Below are 21,337 nucleotides of genomic sequence, written 5' to 3'. Positions count from 1 at the left end.
ATTACCTAATCTATGGCGTTTCTGGTGGACGCCTGATCTTTCAATCATTAACTGAAAAAATATATTTTGCTATAAATCATCTCCTATATTTATCTATCCCCTTATTCAAACATTAAAATAAGCGACTTATAAATATAAATATAAATATAAATATAAATATAAATATAAATATAAATATAAATATAAATATAAATATAAATATAAATATAAATAATTTTAAATCATATTCCCCCCATTAATCTAATTGATAAAAACATATTATTTAAAATATTTTTTCGCAAATTACATTATGCAAAAACTTCCTTTAAGTTTAATCTTATTAATAAAATGAAATTTAATTAAAAAATAATATATTTAACACCTAGTCTAATTTAGGCAGTATTATCTGCCCAAAATTAAGTGAATCCCTATTAATATCTTTATGTTAATTCCACTTTATTAATCATGATGACTTCTTAAATTGATAATATTCAGCTAATGTCATTCCTTGAACCTGTGGCTGTAAATAGTTAAATAGTGCCTCTAGATCCTGATAAAGTAATTCAATCTGTTCTTCATTTTTAAATGTCGGGCTACCACCAGGCATAAATTCAGATGAATGCAGCATAAATTCAACATAATCACAACCTTCTGCTAATGTCTGCTGGACCACTTTTTTCATTTGCTCCAGATTGCCCCCCTTTGGCCTTAACCAGTTAACAGATGGAGAACGCTGTTTCCCACGTAAGCTATCATATTTCTGTTTAAGGAAATTCATCAGCGGAGGGTGTTTATATTGAATACTCATAGGGACTTCTAGCAAAGAAGAATTACCTTCTTTAGCAATATTCTGCAAATCCATAAAATAGGCATAAGATGGAAAGTGACGATAATCAGTTCCACCGTTGCCATTAGGATCGCCTTTGGTAAAACGCCAATTAACCCGTGGTGTTACTGAACAATCGACTTGATAACCATATTCCACCAACAATTCAGCATAATATTCATTAAATGCCCAACGACCTGCCCGATGGCTTAACATTTTAATCTGTAGTTTGTCTTCCAATAACTTAGTCATGAGATCAACTTTGGCTCTAACTTGTTCTTTTGGAAATTCAATCAGATAAGGTTTATAACGCATATCATCGTCTGTAAGAGCAACAAGTGGTGGGTTATTCCAGGCATGTAGGTGCATGCCAATTTCCCCCTGTCCTCTGGCAATAATATCTTTGGCAAATTCAATGTACAAATCATCCATTGCCATTTCATAGTTCGTCAACCAAACTGGCTTAAAACCAAAGCGCTCGCATAAACGCTGAAATCTTGGTAAATAATGGGTATTTTTTGTCGAGATTTGACCGTGATTTTGCCACAGATCATCACCCTCAGTATCTATAGTGATAATAAATGCAGGTCGAGTCATCAGAATAAGCCCAAAATAGAATAAAATGATAGCCTCATAGTACGCAGATCTCTAAAATAGTGCAATTATCTTGTCATATATATAGCAACTCTATACCTCATTAAAGCCTATATTTCGTATCTAAATCCTATCAATAAAAAACTTTATAAAATGGAATTTTAGATCTTTCGGAAAGCGCTTTTTCTTCTATTAAGTTCTTTTAATTTCCGTGACTCCTTTAATTCATTAGTTTATCTAAACAATAACATTCAAAAAGCGCATATAACCATTATTACTGCTTCATTAAGGATAGATATTTCGCCAAAATAATATCTAAATCAAACTTCTTATACATATCCTCTGTAATTACAGGTGGTTCATAGTAGGCAGACTTCATTTTTTCTGCAAGTGAATCAATTGTTAGCTCTGATTTATATTTTTCTAACTCACCAACCATAATTTCATTAACGCCACCGGGGCACATTGTACTAACAATAGGGGTATCACAAATCAATGATTCAATCAGTACGTTACCTAATCCCTCACTATCAGAACTTAAGACCACCGCTTTAGCTCCACGGATAACAGGTAATGGATTTTCAAGGAATCCCGTTAAAACAACTTTAGACTGTAAGTTTAAATCCACAATCTTCTGTTTTATCTGTTGAGTAATCGCCTCGTCTCCGTGACCAACAATCAATAATTTACATGGAATATCCGCTTTCGCAAACGCAGCCAATAAACGATCATGCCGCTTAACCCGGTGAAATCTGCCAACATGTAATAAATAGATCTCATCCGAATAAGGGTTATTTTGTAGAGATTTTTCTTTAATATCTGGGATATTGAAAGGATTATAAATTGTCACCATTTTATTCGGCGCAAGTGACAAATTATTTTTTAAATCTTCCCCTACCGCATCAGATACACAAATTAAATCCCGGTTATTATATGTCCACTTGATTTTTTGTTTCTTGATCCAACGAGACAATCCCGTTTTATTACCAAGATATGAGCTAGAGAATATACCATGAATACAAAACCATACATTTAACCCCGCTAATACTTTTGACTGCACAACAATGCGATCAGTTTTATGCAGGTTTGAGACAATCAACGCAGGGACTCCCTTGCGAAGAAAAACTTTTTCTAAAACCTTATCCATAGATTTAGCCCGACGGCAAATCTCAGTCTGTCTTCTAAAAAGCCCTTTGTATTTGTCAGCATCAATAATCAGTTCAATACCATCAGGCACTGAATACTCACATTTCTCTGCCAAAGAGAGCAGCGTAACATCATATCCTCTCTGTTGCAGACCATCACAAAGCCGGATAGTGACATTTTCCGCACCGCCGCCAGGTAATCCATCAATGATAAATAATACATGTCCTTTCATGATGAGAGCACCCTTTCATATAATCCAATAAGCTGTTGTGATAAATGTTCCGGTGTATAACAGAGTATTCCCGTTCTCGCTAATTCTGACATTTTATTATTCAAATGATTTGAAGGCGTATTCTGAATCGCTTCCGTAATATCTGAAATAGCCAAAGCATCACAGACAAACCCGTTATTCCCAGAGTTAACAAATTCAGCGCCGCCACATGTCGTACTGGTTATTACCGGAAGCCCACAAGCCATTGCCTCCAGTATTACATTTGGAAACGGATCATATAAGGTCGGCAGCAACAAGCCATCTGCAAGCTGATAAAAAGGCAGTGTTCTTTTCTGGACTCCCATAAACCTGATTCGTTCGTTACATCCCAGTGAATTGGCTAACTGCTTATATTTTTTCTCTTCTTTATCCTGCCCCACAACTATTAAATAGGCATCAGTCGCACTCACTGCCTGAATCGCTGCTTTTAATCCCTTTCGCTCAAACCCCGAACCAACATAAACTAAACATTTAGCTTGTACGGGAAGGTGATATTCTTTCCTTAATTGTATTCTCTGAGATTCCGTTGCCGGGAAAAATTGTTTATTGTCTATCGAATTATAAATAACCGATATTTTTTCCTCAGAAAGCCCAAAATCTGTCATAACCTCCCTTTTTACCATTTCCGAGTTACAAATAACCATTTTTAATTCTGGCGCCGCATACATCTTTTGCTCGGCATCCATTACATAACGATGGTAACGACTCGTAAAAAGCAATTTGCTTCGCCAAGGAGATAAAACACGCGCACGCTGCTGTAGCCAGCGCTGATGAACGCCATCACCCGCACGATAAATATCGCAACCAGCAATACGTTCATGACTTTGAACAAGATCAAATTGCTCTTGTTGCCATATTATTTTGGCTGCTTTGGCAAATCCTCTCTCACGACTGATGCGTCCCCATTTATGAGGATTTGCTAAATGAACATGCCAATCAGGGTTAACGTCTCCCTGCCAGGAGCGCGTAATAACATTGAGCTCCAAATTTTCATTTCCTAAAGCTTCTAAGGCGCGGGAGACAAAACGTTCTGCGCCGCCATCCGGACGATATTTCTGCCGAACAATCGCAAGACGTACTAATTTCATAATAAATTTCTCCGGGCGGCAGCAATAACCATATCACTGGGAATGACATTCAGATAACGTATATCCGTTTTAGTATCAACATCATCAGGATCAGGTAAATCACCATAATCACCAGCCCAAATAACTTCACCTTTCGCTTCCCACGGACGCCAGAATACTAACTTTGATGGCCCAAATAAAGCGATAACCGGTGTTTTCAACGCAGCGGCCATATGCATAGCAATGGAATCCATCCCTATGAATAAATTAGCCTCCTCAATCAGCACTGCAAGTTGCGGCAAAGTTAACTGGCCTGCAAAAGAAACCACCCTTTCTTTTGGACAATTTGATAAAATCTTTTCCACCATCTCCTCCTCCTTACGATCTGGTCCGGAGGTAACAACAATTGTCCAACCATCAGACTGCAATGCACTAATTGTTTCACTCATCTTTTTTTCATCCCAACATTTAAAAAACCAGCGGGATGTTGGTTGCACAACAATATATCTTTGATTCACACCATGCTTATCAAGAAGCGCCAAAACAGCTTCTTTATCCTCCTGACGGTAACTCATCGTCACTTTAGTGTTGATCAACGGAAGATTTAATAGCGAAAGGGCTGACAAATTTTGCTCAACAATATGCAAAAACTGGCTATGTTCTGTCGGAACAAGATTTGTGAAACATTTTTTCCAAAACAGGCTGCGTCGTTTTGCTAAATCAAACCCAATACGCACTTTTGCGCCAGTAAATCGTACCACAAATGCACTATACCATTGATCAGCAAGATTAATAACCATGTCGTATTGACGATGTCTTAATCGTTTAAGCAATCTCCATTCATGACCAAGATGTGCTTTGGTTCCTTGTTTTTTCCATTGTCTATCTATAGAAAATAGATTATCCACAGAAGAAAAATGAGCCAATATTGGTTCAGTTTCTTTATAGAGTAAAACATCAATTTCCGCCTCAGGATAATTATCCTTAAGGGTATTAATAACTGGTGTAATTAATAATACATCACCATGATGTCGTAACTTTATTATCAGAATACGGTCAAATTGAGCGTGTAATTTACTCATTGCATTCCCAGTATAAAGATACAGATAAAAGAAAAAGCTGCCGCGACCATATGCAGAAGCTGCAAAAAATCCGTGCTACTTTCACATTAATAGAAGCACGATCTTAAGCAAAAATCCTAATTTACCTTTCTAATTCTGTTCAGATTCTAGAAGCCATACGCATTTTCATACTTTCTTTGCAGCAATGTGATACTATTGACGCTAATTTATGTAAATGAATTTGATAGAATGTTACTGCGTTTATATCAGGTACTTCTCTACCTTATCCAACCTCTCATTTGGTTGCGTCTATTGCTCCGCAGCCGCCAGGCCCCTGCTTACCGCCAGCGCTGGGGTGAACGCTACGGTTTCTGTGCCGGTAAAGTTGCCGCTGGAGGCATCCTGCTCCATTCCGTTTCCGTTGGCGAGACGTTGGCCGCAATCCCTTTAGTCAGGGCCTTGCGCCATCACTATCCTTTTTTACCCATTACCGTAACAACGATGACGCCAACCGGCTCAGAAAGAGTGCTTTCCGCTCTGGGAAATGATGTTAATCACGTCTATTTACCATACGATCTTCCCGGTTCTATGGAGCGCTTCCTCAATCAAGTTAATCCAAAGTTAGTCATTATTATGGAAACAGAACTTTGGCCTAATCTGATTTTCCAACTCCACCAACGTAACATTCCTCTGGTCATTGCTAATGCTCGTTTATCTGAACGTTCTGCTGCGGGATACCAAAAGGTAGGAAATTTCGTAAAAACAATTTTGCGCAGCATTACCTTGATTGCCGCTCAGAATCCGGAAGATGGTGAACGCTTTATTGAACTGGGTTTAAAACGCTCTCAACTGACTATTACTGGCAGTTTGAAATTCGATATCTCAGTAACACCTGAATTGGCGGCTAAAGCAGTGACATTACGGCGCCAATGGGCTGCTCGCCGGCCTGTTTGGATAGCCACCAGTACCCATGATGGGGAAGAGAGTATTATTCTAGATGCTCATTGCAAATTACTGAAACAGTGTCCAAGTTTGCTGCTGATCTTGGTACCGCGCCATCCTGAACGTTTTATTAAAGCTGAAGAATTAACCAAGAAAGCTGGGCTCAGCTATATTCTTCGCAGTTCCGATAAAATCCCTGACGCCAATATTCAGGTTGTTATCGGCGATACGATGGGCGAACTGATGCTGCTCTACGGTATTGCCGATCTGGCCTTCGTCGGCGGCAGTCTGGTTGAACGTGGCGGCCACAACCCACTAGAAGCGGCAGCCCATGCGATTCCCGTGCTAATGGGCCCGCATACCTTTAACTTTAAAGATATCTGCGCCAAGCTGAATCAGGCTAATGGTCTGATTACCGTGACGGACAGCCACTCTTTGTTCACCGAGATCAACAGCTTACTGACTGACGAAGATTATCGTCTGTACTATGGTCGCCACGCAGCAGAAGTACTACATGAAAATCAAGGCGCTCTTCAACGTCTGCTGAAACTACTGGAACCCTATCTCCCGCCTCGGAGCCACTGAATGAGTGACAAAAAACGTCTTTCCGTTGTCATGATCGCCAAGAATTCAGCGGATCTGATAGCAGATTGCCTGACCTCAGTCCATTGGGCTGATGAAATCATCGTGCTCGATTCTGGTAGTTCAGACAATACTTGCCAGATAGCACAGGCAATGGGGGCAAAAGTATTTTCCAACACAGAATGGCCCGGGTTTGGTCGTCAGCGTCAACTAGCTCAGCAATATGCCTCTGGCGATTATATTTTTATGATCGATACTGATGAACGTGTCACGCCAGAACTCAGAGCATCTATAGAACAGGTTCTAACACATGCCGATAACAGCAAAGTCTACAGTTGTGCCCGCCGGAATCTGTTTCTTGGCCGTTTCATGAAACACAGTGGCTGGTACCCGGATCGCGTCATCCGCCTCTATGCCCGCGACCGTTATCAATACAATAACAATCAGGTTCATGAATCCCTTGAAACCAATGGCTCGCCGGTTGTTACTCTGCAAGGGGATTTACTTCATCTTACTTGCCGTGATCTGATGGAATTTCAGAGAAAACAGCTAAATTATGCTAAAGCCTGGGCAGAACAGCGCGATGAACAAGGTAAACAGTGCAGTTATTTCTCAGTTTTCAGTCACACTTTGGGGGCTTTTTTTAAAACCTGGCTGTTGCGAGCTGGCTTTCTTGATGGTAAACAAGGGTTAGTACTGGCTATTGTCAATGCTCAATATACGTTTAATAAGTACGTCGCGTTGTGGGAAAAGAGACAACAGAAGGGTAAAAATTGATGAAAACCAAAGCCATTTATCCCGGAACATTTGATCCTGTTACCTACGGTCATATTGATATCGTCACCCGAGCCGCGGATATGTTTGACCACGTTCTATTTGCTATCGCCAACAGCGCCAGAAAAAATCCTATGTTTACTCTGGATGAGCGCATTACCCTGGCAAAAGAGGTAACCTCACATCTGGATAATGTGGAGGTAGTAGGTTTCTGTGAATTGATGGCTAATTTCGCTAAAAAACAACAAGCCAATATTCTTATCCGTGGCCTTCGTTCAGTATCTGATTTTGAGTATGAATGGCAGCTTGCCAATATGAACCGTCACTTTATGCCCGAATTAGAGAGCGTTTTTCTGCTGCCATCACAAAACCTCTCATTTGTCTCTTCATCCTTGATTAAAGATGTCGCTCTCCACGATGGCGATATCTCATCATTCCTGCCAGAACCTATCGCCCAAGCCATGCTAAAAAAACTGGGCAAATAATTTACTCCGCTCACTGGAGGCGGCACAAAGTAGAATATTCCCTATGCAACGCCTCCCTTAACTATTCGATCTCAACTCAATCCAATATCAACCAAATCCGATATCACCTAATACTGGCAGTGGCGGCAAAAGAAAGTACTGCGCTGCCCAAGCTTAATACTCTCTATTTTTTCACCACAAATTCGACATGGTTCTCCTGTTCTACCATAAACAAACAATTCCTGCGCAAAATAGCCCGGTTTACCATCAGATTGCAGGAAATCCCTGAGTGTCGTACCACCCTGCTCAATAGATCGTTGTAAAACCTTCTTAATCGTTTCCGCCAGTAAATTGGCTTCACGCTCAGTTAAAGTATGCGCGGGGCGATCAGGCTGAATATGGGCAGTAAATAACGCTTCATTCGCATAAATATTACCGACGCCAACAACTAATTTGTTATCCATTAGCCAGGGCTTAATCAAGGTTTTTTTCTTACTTGATCGGGCGTAAAGATAAGAACCATTAAAATCATCAGAAAGCGGCTCCGGCCCCAAATGAGCCAATACCGAGCACCGTTCGAGATCATCGCTCCATAACCACGCCCCAAATCGTCTGGGATCGGTATAACGCAAAACCTTACCATCTGCCATCACTAAATCCACATGGTCGTGTTTCTCCGCAGGGCGTTCTTCCGGCAAAATACGTAAGCTGCCCGACATCCCCAAATGGACAATAATCCAACCATTTGCCAGTTCAATCAGCAAATATTTGGCCCGGCGTTGAATGCTAAGTACAAGCTGATCACTCAACTTCATAATTTCTTCCGCTACCGACCAACGTAGCCGGCTATTCCTGACTACCGCATACTGGATTACATTCCCTACCAGATGTGGCTCTATTCCCCGTCGGCTGGTTTCTACTTCTGGTAGTTCTGGCATGGTAATAACTCCTAATATATGTATATTGTTTCAACTCTATTGCATCTAAGCAGATTAAGATAATCTTTTCATGTATTATTTCCAACCAAACTCAACAGAAACGAAAGCAGATTGATGAATATGTTTAATGTTAGAAGTCGTGATAAAAGATCATTATGGAATTTATCCATCATTGGGATTTATATAGCCCTTGTTTATCTGCCTGATATAACGAGATATAAAAATCTGGTTATCGTGCTTATTGGCATTACAGCACTAACCTATCTGGTGACAGATTTCCGCCAAGTGATGCGCTCCATGCGTAGTTCACTGTTTCTATCCATTATGTTATTCATCGTAGCAATGTTCTATTCAGTAGCGATTTCCGTCGATCCCGCATTGAGTTTTCAAGAGATGAATAAACCTATCTTGAATGGACTGTTATTGTTCAGTTTTACCTTTCCTGTTGTACTGTACAAAGAAAATAAAGAAAGTATTGCCAAGATGATTCTGTACTCATTTGCCATTGGTATGCTGGCAATATGCTTAACTGATATTGGTAAATACATTATTAACTACAATAAAGGTGAAATGCCTTTTACTGACTTCAATCACCGAGAATTTTCTTACGGTTTTATTTTCTATTTTCCGGTCTTACTTTGTATTTGGGCATTGTGGAAAAAACATACCTTAGTGAGTTGGCTGATACTGGCTATTGCTTCCGCTATCAGTCTATTTTTGTTATTAGGTACCTTAGCCCGTGGCGCTTGGGTCGCCGTTGCCGTCATCACTGCTTTTATCATCATTATTAATCGGGAATGGAAGCTGACCATAATAGCGAGTTTAATCCTGAGTTTTTCAGTTGCACTTTCTCACACTACGATAATAGCTAATGAAAATACTAAATTACTATTTTGGAAACTGACTCAAACTGATAGCAGCCATCGTTATAAAAACGGCACCCAAGGGGCTGCTCTTGAGTTGATTCTAGAGAACCCAATTAAAGGCTACGGTTATGGCAATAAAGTCTATCATAAGGTCTATAATGAACGCGCTGCTGACTATCCAGACTGGATATACCGCACATCCATCGGCCCCCATAATATCTTTCTGGCGCTCTGGTTTGCCGGCGGAGTCATTGGTTTGATGACTACTTTACTGATGACCTTCTTAGCACTGTACACGGGTAGCCATATTATTAGCCGTAACAACGGCGTAATAAAGCAGGCCAGTATTATTCTCCTGACGGGATTTATCGGATTGTTTATTGTCCGAGGAGCCTTTGAAAATACCTATATCAATGAAATAGGTATTCTATTCGGCCTGATGATTGCGCTATATAAGCAGAAAAACGATTAACCAGACATCTCTCGGTATATTATCAGACCGATTATTATGCAGAAATATCCTTTGATATTGTCTGCATAATAAGCTTCGCTCGCTGTTCCCAATTAAAACGCTCTGTCACCAACATTTTTGCATAACTGACTTGTAACTTAGCTTTTTCTGGATTATCTCTTATTAACTGAATCTGTTGAGCAAAACTCTCCGCATTTTCACTGTCAGCAAAACTAACCGCATTTTCATCAGCTACATCACGAATCGAAGGAAAATCTGAGATAACCACAGGCTTATCCATCGCCATATATTCAAATAGTTTCAGTGGCGAAGTATAGCGACTGCCAATGCTGGTTTTAGTTAATGGCAACAGACAAATATCATTATCTGCAATTATCTGAAAACGTAACTTAGGTTGAATAAACCCAAGAAAATTGATTTTATCGCCAACCCCCATTTGCTGAGCAATCTGCTGCAATTGCTGAATTTGCCCTGATTCGCCACCAGCAATATTCAATACGGCATTTTCAAGATAAGCCATCGCTTTAATCGCCGTAGGAACACCTTTCCAATGATGCAAACTGCCTAAATAAAGGATCTGGGTTGGTAATTCAGCGTCATCTGGCGCATGTTTATTTAATGACATCGATTCGACTGCCAGCATATCCACACCGTCTGGCGCAATAACTATTGGCGTATTGACATTATATTCACTAATAATATCATCACTGAGTAACGACGTCAGAACGAAAATAATCCTGGATTGGCGATAAACAAAGTGTTCGATTTCTCTCAACTTCTGATATTTACGCTGATTTTTATTTTCACTTAAATCATGCGATTCCTTAAATGACTGGGCAAAAATCTCATGACTTTCAAAAAACAGCGGAATTTCTGGATGTTCACATAATAAATACTTTGCCATTTTCAGATTACGGGTAAAAACGGCATCTACCTCATTTCTCTTCAACCAATGGGAAACCTGAAAATAGAACATCTTTTGGGTATTGAATGGAAAATACCATTTACGCCGAATATTGCGTAAAGACATCAGTCTAACTGATGGTGATAATGAACGCCCCAGAATCTCCTCTGCGGTATTTTTACCTTCCGGCGTAACCAGATATATGCTAGCTCCCTGGCGGGCAAACGCATCAACATTCTGCAAAATTTGCAATGATGCTACCCGATAATCAGGAACCGGATAGGGATCAATATAGGCAATCTTCATTATTTATCGCTTTCAGTAAACGATTTGCCGAGTGCTCCCAGGTATACATTGTTTCAATCCGTTGACGAGCCGCTTTTCCCATTGCTTGCCTCCTGTCTGGTTGAGACAATAAAAAGTTAACCGCATCGGCAATTGCTGAAGCATCTCCTGGCGTGACCAAAATACCCGAATTACTTTCGTTACCGACAACTTCGGGTATTCCTCCGATATAACTGGCAATAACCGGTCTGCCACACGCCATCGCTTCCGCAATCGTAATCCCAAACGCTTCGTCACCAATACTTGGAAAAATTCCTGCGTCACCAGCAGCATAATATTCAGGCAACTGATCATGCCCTACAGGTGGATGGAAGATAACCTGTTTTTCCAGCCGCAGTGTCGCAACCCGCTTTTCCAAGCGTTTCAGATCTTCACCCGCCCCGATAATCAGCAACTTAACATCTTTATCCTGTAACTGAGCCATTGCATCAATAGCCACATGCATGCCTTTCCAGCCAACCAACCGCCCGGCAAAGGTCAGCAAAAATGTTTTATCGCTAATCCCAAGACCAGTTCTGACAGAAGAGTCTATCGGTCTGAATTTATTAATATCAACACCATTGTAAATCACCTGCGGAAATTGTTTAAAATGGTGCTGAATCTGCCAGGCATTAAAATGGCTGCATGCCACCCAAGCTGAAATTCGCTTACTCAGCTTTCTGTCACCCTTGAAAAAACTGGTGCCGCCGCTCATATAGCAAAATTTGGTGCGACTCTCTTTTGCCATCATTCGAGGCCAGAAAAAATCAAATGGCTTAGTCAGAATAACCCAGTCAAAATCTTCAGCAACAACCGTATCGCGAGCATGGCGAGCAAATGAGTAGCGTTCAATAATACGCTGAAAACGTCGACCAATATTAATCACTTTCTCTCTGGGAATGAATGGAAAAGTATGAATCTGGATTGCTTTTCCATTGAGTTCTGGTTGAACATCACCCTTCCCACCAAAAATATGGATCTCATGACCAGCATCAGTCAACGCTTTCGCAAGTTCCCAGACTGCCGTCTGAATACCACCGTAAGACATCGTTACCGTGACATCAACCAAACCTATTTTCATCTTTTCTTCCTGACGACGTAGTTTCTAGTAACTTTTGCGTTGCCTGCCAGACTTGTTCAACAGATATTGCAGACATCGAGTCTTTACGTGTGGCTTGCATATAGTGAACCGGATGTTCAATAACCGCCAAATGTGAATGCTGTTGAGGCGCTAAAAAGCAGCCGGGGTGAAAACTATGATACATAGCCACCATCGGGATACCCAAAGCACCGGCTAAGTGTGTCGGCCCGGTATCAACACCAACATATAAATCAAGTCTACTCATTATTGCTGCATTCTGTCGCATTGTTAGTCTACCAACCAATGAAGTACACTTTTCAGCCCCTAATCTTTTCGCCAGTGACTGTGCAGTAATTTTGCCGTCAGTACTGCCTAATAACATAATATGCGACTGGGGATAACGGCTATAAATGTGTTGCGCTAATTGGTAAAAATGTTCAACCGGCCAATCACGATAAGCTTTTGCCGGGAAACTTTGTAACTGAAAACCAATCAGGAGTTTATTCTCTAAATGATACTGCCGCATAAAACCATCGGCAAAATGTAACTCCTTTTCACTCACACAATAATTCAATCGCCAGTCACTTACCTCAACATCTACCGCACCAGCAAGCATGGCCCGTTCCTGTTGAGCTGGCATCAACGCCTTTGGCTTTTCCACAGTCAGCCAATCAGATTGCAACGTAGACTTATCTGAAAACGAAACTGTTAAGCGCGATTTACGTTTTGCGTACTGCAATAAAGGTTTATCGTCACTATATACTAAAGCCAGATCATAATGTTTACGGGTAAACCAACCACACCATTTTGCCTTACCTTTCGAAAAAGCAGTCAATTTATTGATATCATTTCTATTTTCAAGGATCTGCTTAGTCCTTTTATGAGCCATAACATCAATATTCGCACCAGGCCATTTCTGCTTTAAAGCACGAATCACCGGCGTTACCAATAAGGTATCACCGAAACGTGCTACAATAATGACCAGAATATTCTTGATCTGCATAAGACAATTATCTAATTAATCTGCTATAAAATTCAACAAAATATACAAAAAAAACATTTTTGCATACAATTGATCACAATAGGGTGATTTAACTAATAATCAACCTCAAAGTGATTTAATATCAATACGTTGATATTACCCAAAACCATAAACCAAAGAATAAGGACCAGAATAAATCTTAAAAAATGTTAACGTTTTTTACCTTTAATGCTGTGAAAAAAGATATTTTCCATTTTATCCAACATATTATCTATGCCAAATAAAGCCACTGCCCGCTTTAATGAACAATGACCGAATTGCAAGCGCAGTTCATTATTATGAATCAACAAATCTAAACTTTTCGTCAATAACTCGGTATTTCTGGGTTCCACGATATAACCCGTTTCACTATCAACGACCGCTTCGGCAATTGCGCCAACGGAGGTTGATACAACAGGTATCCCACACGCCATTGCTTGCATAATGCCTTGTGGCACGCCTTCATTACCAAAAGAAGGTAATGCGAATAAATCCATCGCATTCAAACAATCAGGAACATCCTGACGATTACCTAAAAAAATGACGCTGTTTGACAAACCTTCTCGCTTTACTAATGGTTCCAATGATTTACGTTGTGGACCATCGCCAACAAACAAAAGTTGCCAATCAGGATATTTCTGGTGCAGCACTTTCCAGCTTTCTAACAGATAGCGATGCCCTTTCCAAGTTCTCATGGTCGCAACGACACCTAATGTCGGTTTATCTTGAATCCCAATCCGCTGACGACAAACTTTCTTATCTTCCGGTCGGAAACGGTCTAAATCAATGCCGGTGGGCACTGATGTCATATGTTGTAATGGATAATGATTATTGGTGTGCAGATGTTGGCGTAGTTTTTCACCGGTAGTCGCAATATGTCGGCATGCTCTCAGATACAACCAACGGGTTGATATTGAATGAGAAACATGGGTAGAAACATGCCTGGTTCTGACCATTGGCGGCATATGTCTTAACGTCGTGCAAGCCGCAGCAACCAACCATGCATCTGTCGAGCTATGTGTATTAATAACGTCAAATTGACGGCCTTCTTTTTTCAACCAACGACGCATAGCAAGAAAGCTGGACAGCCGCTTTTTCTCAATAGGCAGGGCTACTGCCGGCACACCATAAGATTTTGCTTCACGGTAGATATTAGAACTAGGACAACAGACAATAACCACTTTGTGTCCACGTTTTATCATTCCTTGGGATTCCGTCAGAATACGGATTTCCTGACCACCCCAACCACAAGAAGATTCCGTATGTAAAATATTTAGTTTTTCTTTAGCCATTTCGGTTTCATATCCAGCCTACCGGAAGGCGTTAGTATAGCGAAACAACATTTTACGTCTACGAATAACAGGATATATATGAAATGCAGAGAAGAATCAGTGAATATCGGTTAAAACTTTTCAGACAACAAAAAACCCAGCCTAGGCCGGGTTTTTATCAAATCAACCAAAATTTTATTTAATCTTGGCTTCTTTATACATAACATGCTGACGAACAACTGGATCAAATTTTTTCATTTCCAGTTTCTCAGGCATAGTACGCTTGTTCTTCGTAGTGGTATAGAAGTGACCAGTACCAGCAGAAGAAACTAGCTTAATTTTATCGCGAATACCTTTAGCCATTTTTCAGCTCCTTAGTACTTCTCACCGCGGGTACGAAGCTCAGCCAAAACTGCATCGATACCCTTCTTATCAATCACACGCATACCTTTAACAGATACACGCAGAGTTACAAAGCGCTTCTCGGACTCAACCCAGAAACGGTGGGAATGCAGGTTAGGCAGAAAACGACGCTTAGTCGCATTCAATGCATGAGAGCGGTTATTACCACTCATCGGGCGTTTGCCAGTAACTTGGCAGACTCGGGACATGTCTATTCTCCAAAAATCAAATCAGCTCGAGCTTTGTATTGGGTATGGCCGCCTCGTCAGGCTTAGGAGCCCATCTCAGCAAATTCTACTGAAAAGACTCACATTTACTCAGAAAATGTGCTGAGATAGGCTCTTCTCGCCAAACCAAAGATCCTCAAAGGTGGCGTAGTATACGCCCTCAATCGCCGACGCTCAAGTCCCGCACAACCAAAGATCCACAAGGATCTTGAAAAAATTAGCTTAAATCCATCCTCGCTCAGCAAATGAGACACAACATTGCCGGCCAATAACCAGATGATCCAGCACTTTCACACCAACTAAATTACAGGCATCAATCACTTTATCTGTAACAATCTTATCTGCCAAACTCGGCTCTGCATGACCTGATGGATGATTATGGGCCAAAATAACGGATGAAGCATTCACCTTTATCGCCGATCGGACAATTTCACGAGGATGAACTTCAACTTTATTGATTGTGCCTTTAAACATCTCCTCATGACAGATGACTCTATTTTGATTATTGAGAAACAACACAACAAATATTTCCCGATCACGCCCCGATAATAGATTTTGCAAATACTCTTGAGTCACACTTGGACTACTCATAATATCCTCATGCATGAACTGGCTGGAGAAAAAACGCTTCGCCAGTTCTGCAATAGCCTGTAATTGTGCATACTTGGCTAATCCCATCCCTTTATGGGAACAAAAAGTGTCATAATCAGCAGAGAGTAAATGGTACAAAGACCCGAATTCTTTCAGTAAAAATTCAGCCATTCGTAAAACAGGAAGTCCTCTCGTCCCGGTACGTAAAAAAATAGCCAATAACTCAGCATCTGTCAGAGAAACCGAGCCATAAGCCAATAATTTCTCTCTGGGAGCTAAATTTGAATATATTTCTCCTGTATTTTCAGCGATATCAACTCCCATATATTCATCTCCCTGTCCTATTTCACCTGATACAAACAGTATTCCATGCCTTAAATATAAGGGCGAATATCATATTCAAGAGCTGCGTAGCCGCTCGCAAACTTATTCTTTTTTACCATCAAAGCTCAGACTCTGCTCAACTCTGTAATCTCTTGTGATAAAATCTTGGCCCCTTGCAACTTAATATTCGGACAATCACGATGGCAGGACTTTCCGGCAAACAGATTGTGCTTGGTATCAGCGGAGGGATAGCCGCTTACAAAACTCCCGAGCTGGTACGTCGCCTGCGTGATCGCGGCGCACAAGTACGTGTAGTAATGACACCAGCAGCAGAAGCGTTTATTACACCAATGACGTTGCAGGCGGTTTCTGGTTATCCCGTTTCTGACGACTTGTTAGATCCGGCAGCAGAAGCGGCTATGGGGCATATTGAGCTTGGCAAGTGGGCTGATCTGATTATTCTCGCCCCTGCCACCGCTGATTTACTGGCTCGCTTGGTAGTCGGTATGGCAAATGATCTCGTGACGACTGTCTGTTTGGCCTCCCCCGCCCCAATTGCCGCGGCGCCCGCAATGAATCAACAAATGTTTCTAGCTCAAGCAACACAACATAATCTCAAGCGCCTTGAAGAACGAGGCGTTCTCCTGTGGGGACCGGACAACGGCAGCCAAGCTTGTGGTGACGTTGGTCCCGGCAGAATGCTAGATCCCTTGGCGATTGTCGAACTCGCTGAGCAACATTTTCAAACCAATCGGGACTTAGCTCATCTAAAACTTGCTATCACCGCTGGACCAACCCGTGAAGCGCTAGATCCCGTCCGCTTTATCAGCAACCACAGCTCCGGCAAAATGGGGTTTGCTATCGCCCAGGCTGCGGCAACACGTGGCGCAGAAGTCACCCTTATCACTGGCCCCGTTAATTTACCAACACCACCGGGAGTCAAACGAATCGACGTCACCAGCGCCCTGGAAATGAATGAACAAGTACAGGCAGTAGCGGGTTCACAGAATATCTTTATTGGTTGTGCTGCGGTTGCAGACTATCGCGCTAAACAGATTGCCGAAGAAAAAATTAAAAAACAGGGTGATGAAATCACTTTTACCCTAATCAAAAACCCGGATATTGTTGCCAATGTAGCAGCAATGCAAGAAAACCGCCCCTTCGTGGTTGGGTTTGCGGCTGAAACCCAGAATGTGGAAGAATACGCACGAAAAAAACTGAACCAAAAACATTTGGATCTGATTTGCGCAAATGATGTATCGCTTACCGGCCACGGCTTTAACAGTGATACTAATGCATTACATTTGTTCTGGCATGAGGGAGAAATCCGCTTACCTCATAGTAATAAGTTATTACTTAGCCACCATTTATTAGACGAGATAGTCAGACGCTATGATGAAAAAAATCGACGTTAAAATTCTTGACCCACGTATCGGGAAGGAATTTCCTTTGCCAACTTACGCCACGCCAGGCTCCGCAGGTTTAGATTTGCGGGCTTGCCTGGACAATGCGGTAGAACTGGCTCCAGGCCAAACAGAACTGCTTCCAACCGGGCTTGCTATTCACATTGGCGATGAACAATTGGCTGCCGTTATTCTGCCCCGTTCAGGCCTTGGACATAAACATGGCGTCGTTCTGGGTAATCTGGTGGGTTTAATCGATTCTGATTACCAAGGCCAGCTAATGGTTTCCGTCTGGAATCGTGGTGATAAAACTTTCACTATCCAGCCAGGCGAACGTATCGCTCAGATGGTTTTTGTACCCGTCGTCCAGGCTGAATTCAATCTGGTAGAAGATTTTGAAGCCAGCGAAAGAGGCAACGGTGGTTTTGGTCATTCCGGTCGCCAATAAATCTCTGTAAAACCTAAAACCATTTAACCCATTATCATATTCTTTGCTCAAAATACCGTTGAGCAAAGAATTACTGATTTTGTTTGTTTTGCTGTTCTTAACAAAGGTCTTGTCAGACATGGCAGAAAACGAAAATACGAAGAAAAGAAACAGGCGCGAGGAGATCTTGCAGGCGCTGGCGCATATGTTGCAATCCAGCGATGGCAGCCATCGAATCACTACCGCCAAACTGGCCGCCAACGTGGGCGTTTCCGAAGCTGCCCTATACCGGCATTTTCCTAGTAAAACCCGGATGTTTGACAGCTTGATTGAGTTTATTGAAGACTCATTAATTTCACGGATTAACCTGATTCTGCAAGACGAGAAAGATACCACGACTCGTATTCGCCTGATATTGATTCTGATTCTGGGTTTTTCAGAAAAAAATCCAGGTCTGACCCGCATCATGACAGGCCATGCTCTAATGTTTGAACAAAACCGGCTGCAAGGGCGCATAAATCAGTTATTTGAACGAATTGAAGTACAGATCCGTCAAGTTTTAAAAGAGAAAAAATTACGTGATGGGCAAGGTTTCAGTTATGATGAGTCGTTATTAGCTTCTCAATTACTCGCATTTTGTGAAGGGATGCTATCACGTTTTGTACGCTCTGAGTTCCACTATCGTCCAACACAGGAATTTGAAGCGCGCTGGCCATTATTATTGGCTCAGCTACAATAAGTTATTCTACTACTCACCCCGCCCGTTATTGGGCGAGGGCTTTTTTTGAAGCTTATCTATCAGATACCGTACTGCGCACGATAGGCTTTTACTGCATCCAGATGATCTTTCATCTCCGGCTGACCACTCAAATAATTAATCAAGTCATTCAAGGTAATGATAGAAAACACTTTGCAGCCATAATCTCTTTCCACTTCCTGAAGTGCCGAGATTTCACCATTCCCACGTTCCTGACGATCAAGACAAATCATTACGCCGGCAAGCGTCGCATTATGCTGCTTGATAATCTCCATAGATTCACGGATAGCTGTACCTGCGGTAATAACATCATCAACCAGAACAACATTGCCTTTAAGTGAGCTACCAACCAAAGTGCCACCTTCGCCATGATCTTTAGCTTCCTTACGGTTAAAACAATATGGCATATCGATATCATGATGCTCTGCCAGTGCAACTGCCGTTGTCGCGGCAATTGGAATACCCTTGTAAGCAGGTCCGAATAACAAATCGCACTGAATACCGCTATCCAACAATGCTGCTGCATAAAAACGCCCGATTAACGCCAAATCACGCCCAGTATTAAACAGCCCGGCATTAAAAAAATATGGGCTTTTACGTCCTGATTTCAGGGTGAATTCCCCAAATTTCAGTACCTGTTTTTTTAGCGCAAGCTCGATAAATTCGCGCTGATAGGCTTTCATTGGTGTCTCTCCTTTCTCTTAGTCATGGTTATCCGCCATACAACAGGCATAAAAAAGGCGACTATTACGTCGCCTGATCAACTTATTATTTTAATGCATTTTGTTCTAACGCATTTCTCTGCGCTGCAAAGATGTCCTCTAATCCTTCCTTGGCAAGGGCCAATAAGGATAACAACTCATCATGACTAAATGGCTCGCCTTCCGCAGTGCCTTGCACTTCAATCATCCGGCCATCTTCCATCATCACGACGTTCATATCAGTTTCAGCGGCGGAATCTTCCACATATTCCAGATCACAACGGCCTTCACCATCCACGATGCCAACAGAGACCGCAGCAACCATTGATTTCAGAGGACTTTCTTTCAGCTTGCCTGCTGCAACTATTTTATTCAACGCATCAGCTAGCGCGACACAAGCACCAGTAATAGAAGCTGTACGGGTACCGCCATCAGCCTGAATAACATCACAATCCAGTGTAATGGTATATTCACCCAGTTTTTTCAGATCAACAGCGGCGCGTAGCGAACGGGCAATTAAACGCTGAATTTCCATCGTACGGCCGCCCTGTTTGCCTTTGGCGGCTTCACGAGCATTTCGGGTATGAGTAGAACGCGGTAACATACCATATTCCGCCGTCACCCAACCCTGCCCCTGACCTTTCAAGAAGCGGGGAACCCCTTCTTCAACGGAGGCATTACATAACACTTTGGTATCCCCAAACTCTACTAGAACCGAACCTTCCGCGTGCTTAGTATAATGGCGAGTTATAGTGATAGGACGCACTTGTTCTGCCGCTCTTCCTGTTGGGCGCATAGTGTTATCTCCGTTGTTAAATCATTATTGGGGGCGCATTATACGGCCTAACAGGGCTAATTCCTATCCTGCATCTACAACGAGCGTTATAATCTCTTAATCTTTTGTTTAAATTGGGAACGAATCATGATCCGTAGTATGACTGCTTTTGCACGGCGAGATACCAAAAGTGAATGGGGAAATGCAGCTTGGGAACTACGCTCCGTTAATCAGCGTTATTTAGAAACCTATATCCGCCTACCAGAACAATTCAGAAGCTTGGAACCGGTGATTCGTGAACGTATTCGTTCCCGTCTGACTCGCGGAAAAGTTGAGTGCAACCTGCGTTTTGAACTGGACTCACGTGCTCAAGGCGAACTTATCCTGAATGAAACTTTGGCAAAACAGCTAGTCAATGCGGCGAGTTGGGTCAAACAACAGAGCAACGAAGGTGAAATCAACCCTGTTGACATTCTGCGTTGGCCCGGCGTTATGGCAGCAGAAGAGCAAGATTTAGATGCTATCAACACTCAATTGTTGCAAGAATTGGATACAACACTGGATGCCTTTATTCAAAGCCGTGAAGCCGAAGGCAATGCACTTAAAATTATGATTGAACAACGTTTGGACGCGGTGACCGAAGAAGTCAGTAAAGTTCGCCAACAGATGCCTGAAATCATGCAATGGCAACGGGAACGCCTGCAAACCAAACTGGAAGAAGCGCAGGTACAGCTTGAAAATAACCGTCTTGAGCAAGAATTAGTTTTACTGGCTCAACGTCTTGATGTGGCAGAAGAGCTAGATCGCCTTGATGCCCACGTCAAAGAAACTCGCAATATTCTGAAGAAAAAAGAAGCCGTCGGCCGCCGCCTGGATTTTATGATGCAGGAATTTAACCGCGAATCTAATACGCTTGCCTCCAAATCCATCAATGCCGACATCACTAACTCCGCTATTGAATTGAAGGTGCTAATCGAGCAGATGAGGGAGCAGATTCAGAATATTGAGTAAATTTTCATACTGACTCATAAAATCCAACGCATGTTTCTGGTGTACTTAAAAGAGCACTTACCAGTTTAAGTACACCCTTCGAAACGCAGGTGGATATAGCGGAAAATTCACAGACATACCAATTCGAACATGGATA

Annotated in this window: 22 protein-coding genes; 8 read left to right on the top strand and 14 right to left on the bottom strand. The window is 41.9% G+C overall.

The window, feature by feature from the left end; all coding sequences use genetic code 11:
* Positions 1-442: 442 nt before the first annotated feature.
* The 4 genes from V2H77_RS10040 to rfaQ all read right to left on the bottom strand — a co-directional run bounded on the left by V2H77_RS10040 (position 443) and on the right by rfaQ (position 4,965).
* Complete coding sequence (locus V2H77_RS10040; protein WP_341498677.1) at positions 443-1,402, bottom strand: polysaccharide deacetylase family protein; 960 nt, start codon at positions 1,400-1,402, stop codon at positions 443-445.
* A gap of 271 nt (positions 1,403-1,673) precedes the next feature.
* On the bottom strand, positions 1,674-2,777 hold the full coding sequence (locus V2H77_RS10035; RefSeq protein WP_341498676.1) for a glycosyltransferase: 1,104 nt from the start codon (positions 2,775-2,777) through the stop codon (positions 1,674-1,676).
* Complete coding sequence (locus tag V2H77_RS10030; RefSeq protein WP_341498675.1) at positions 2,774-3,904, bottom strand: glycosyltransferase family 4 protein; 1,131 nt, start codon at positions 3,902-3,904, stop codon at positions 2,774-2,776. Before V2H77_RS10030 ends, V2H77_RS10035 begins: the two co-directional genes overlap by 4 nt.
* On the bottom strand, positions 3,901-4,965 hold the full coding sequence (gene rfaQ / locus V2H77_RS10025; RefSeq protein ID WP_265379078.1) for a putative lipopolysaccharide heptosyltransferase III: 1,065 nt from the start codon (positions 4,963-4,965) through the stop codon (positions 3,901-3,903). Before rfaQ ends, V2H77_RS10030 begins: the two co-directional genes overlap by 4 nt.
* A 228-nt stretch (positions 4,966-5,193) precedes the next feature.
* Between rfaQ and waaA the strand changes: the two genes are divergently transcribed.
* From waaA to coaD, 3 genes are read left to right on the top strand one after another with little or no spacing between them, the layout of a single operon-like run.
* Positions 5,194-6,471 carry a lipid IV(A) 3-deoxy-D-manno-octulosonic acid transferase gene (gene waaA, locus V2H77_RS10020; RefSeq protein ID WP_341498674.1) on the top strand — a complete coding sequence of 426 codons (1,278 nt, stop codon included), beginning with the start codon at positions 5,194-5,196 and terminating at the stop codon, positions 6,469-6,471.
* The gene (locus V2H77_RS10015) at positions 6,472-7,245 is read left to right on the top strand and encodes a glycosyltransferase family 2 protein (RefSeq protein ID WP_341498673.1); all 774 of its coding nucleotides are present in this window, start codon (positions 6,472-6,474) and stop codon (positions 7,243-7,245) included.
* Complete coding sequence (coaD, locus tag V2H77_RS10010) at positions 7,245-7,727, top strand: pantetheine-phosphate adenylyltransferase (RefSeq protein ID WP_065388863.1); 483 nt, start codon at positions 7,245-7,247, stop codon at positions 7,725-7,727. Before V2H77_RS10015 ends, coaD begins: the two co-directional genes overlap by 1 nt.
* Positions 7,728-7,834: 107 nt before the next feature.
* Here coaD and mutM read toward each other — a convergent pair whose 3' ends face one another.
* Positions 7,835-8,644, bottom strand: a complete 810-nt coding sequence (mutM, locus tag V2H77_RS10005; RefSeq protein WP_341498672.1) for a bifunctional DNA-formamidopyrimidine glycosylase/DNA-(apurinic or apyrimidinic site) lyase — start codon at positions 8,642-8,644, stop codon at positions 7,835-7,837.
* 114 nt (positions 8,645-8,758) lie between these two features.
* On the opposite strand from mutM, the gene rfaL reads away from it, so the two are divergent.
* On the top strand, positions 8,759-9,982 hold the full coding sequence (gene rfaL / locus V2H77_RS10000; protein WP_341498671.1) for an O-antigen ligase RfaL: 1,224 nt from the start codon (positions 8,759-8,761) through the stop codon (positions 9,980-9,982).
* 34 nt (positions 9,983-10,016) lie between these two features.
* Here the strand turns inward: rfaL and V2H77_RS09995 are convergent, their stop codons facing one another.
* From V2H77_RS09995 to radC, 7 genes are all read right to left on the bottom strand, one after another.
* The gene (locus V2H77_RS09995; protein ID WP_341498670.1) at positions 10,017-11,192 is read right to left on the bottom strand and encodes a glycosyltransferase family 4 protein; all 1,176 of its coding nucleotides are present in this window, start codon (positions 11,190-11,192) and stop codon (positions 10,017-10,019) included.
* Positions 11,173-12,291, bottom strand: a complete 1,119-nt coding sequence (locus V2H77_RS09990; protein WP_341498669.1) for a glycosyltransferase family 4 protein — start codon at positions 12,289-12,291, stop codon at positions 11,173-11,175. The genes V2H77_RS09995 and V2H77_RS09990 overlap by 20 nt, the downstream gene beginning before the upstream one ends.
* Entirely contained in the window at positions 12,272-13,294 is a 1,023-nt protein-coding gene (locus V2H77_RS09985) for a glycosyltransferase family 9 protein (RefSeq protein ID WP_341498668.1), read from the bottom strand. Before V2H77_RS09985 ends, V2H77_RS09990 begins: the two co-directional genes overlap by 20 nt.
* Positions 13,295-13,482: 188 nt before the next feature.
* Positions 13,483-14,604, bottom strand: coding sequence for a glycosyltransferase family 4 protein (locus V2H77_RS09980; protein WP_341498667.1), 1,122 nt, complete (start codon positions 14,602-14,604; stop codon positions 13,483-13,485).
* 174 nt (positions 14,605-14,778) lie between these two features.
* Positions 14,779-14,946, bottom strand: coding sequence for a 50S ribosomal protein L33 (gene rpmG / locus V2H77_RS09975; protein WP_010847629.1), 168 nt, complete (start codon positions 14,944-14,946; stop codon positions 14,779-14,781).
* Between the two features lie 11 nt (positions 14,947-14,957).
* Positions 14,958-15,194 carry a 50S ribosomal protein L28 gene (gene rpmB / locus V2H77_RS09970; RefSeq protein WP_011148921.1) on the bottom strand — a complete coding sequence of 79 codons (237 nt, stop codon included), beginning with the start codon at positions 15,192-15,194 and terminating at the stop codon, positions 14,958-14,960.
* Positions 15,195-15,434: 240 nt separating this feature from the next.
* Complete coding sequence (gene radC / locus V2H77_RS09965) at positions 15,435-16,127, bottom strand: RadC family protein (RefSeq protein WP_049584959.1); 693 nt, start codon at positions 16,125-16,127, stop codon at positions 15,435-15,437.
* A 200-nt stretch (positions 16,128-16,327) separates the two neighbouring features.
* Between radC and coaBC the strand changes: the two genes are divergently transcribed.
* The 3 genes from coaBC (at position 16,328) to slmA (ending at position 18,696) form a co-directional block, all read left to right on the top strand.
* The gene (coaBC, locus tag V2H77_RS09960) at positions 16,328-17,542 is read left to right on the top strand and encodes a bifunctional phosphopantothenoylcysteine decarboxylase/phosphopantothenate--cysteine ligase CoaBC (protein WP_341498666.1); all 1,215 of its coding nucleotides are present in this window, start codon (positions 16,328-16,330) and stop codon (positions 17,540-17,542) included.
* On the top strand, positions 17,520-17,978 hold the full coding sequence (gene dut / locus V2H77_RS09955; protein WP_341498665.1) for a dUTP diphosphatase: 459 nt from the start codon (positions 17,520-17,522) through the stop codon (positions 17,976-17,978). The genes coaBC and dut overlap by 23 nt, the downstream gene beginning before the upstream one ends.
* A 118-nt stretch (positions 17,979-18,096) precedes the next feature.
* Positions 18,097-18,696, top strand: coding sequence for a nucleoid occlusion factor SlmA (gene slmA / locus V2H77_RS09950; RefSeq protein ID WP_036778585.1), 600 nt, complete (start codon positions 18,097-18,099; stop codon positions 18,694-18,696).
* A gap of 59 nt (positions 18,697-18,755) precedes the next feature.
* Here the strand turns inward: slmA and pyrE are convergent, their stop codons facing one another.
* Complete coding sequence (pyrE, locus tag V2H77_RS09945) at positions 18,756-19,397, bottom strand: orotate phosphoribosyltransferase (RefSeq protein WP_341498664.1); 642 nt, start codon at positions 19,395-19,397, stop codon at positions 18,756-18,758.
* 85 nt (positions 19,398-19,482) lie between these two features.
* Positions 19,483-20,211 carry a ribonuclease PH gene (gene rph, locus V2H77_RS09940; RefSeq protein ID WP_265513555.1) on the bottom strand — a complete coding sequence of 243 codons (729 nt, stop codon included), beginning with the start codon at positions 20,209-20,211 and terminating at the stop codon, positions 19,483-19,485.
* 126 nt (positions 20,212-20,337) lie between these two features.
* Here rph and V2H77_RS09935 point away from each other — a divergent pair, with 126 nt between their 5' ends.
* Positions 20,338-21,201: a YicC/YloC family endoribonuclease gene (locus V2H77_RS09935; protein ID WP_341498663.1), complete on the top strand. Its 864-nt coding sequence runs from the start codon at positions 20,338-20,340 to the stop codon at positions 21,199-21,201.
* Positions 21,202-21,337: the final 136 nt, after the last annotated feature.

The sequence above is a fragment of the Photorhabdus sp. P32 genome (assembly GCF_038085095.1).
Classification (GTDB): domain Bacteria; phylum Pseudomonadota; class Gammaproteobacteria; order Enterobacterales; family Enterobacteriaceae; genus Photorhabdus; species Photorhabdus luminescens.
This window is presented reverse-complemented; position numbering and strand designations above follow the sequence as displayed.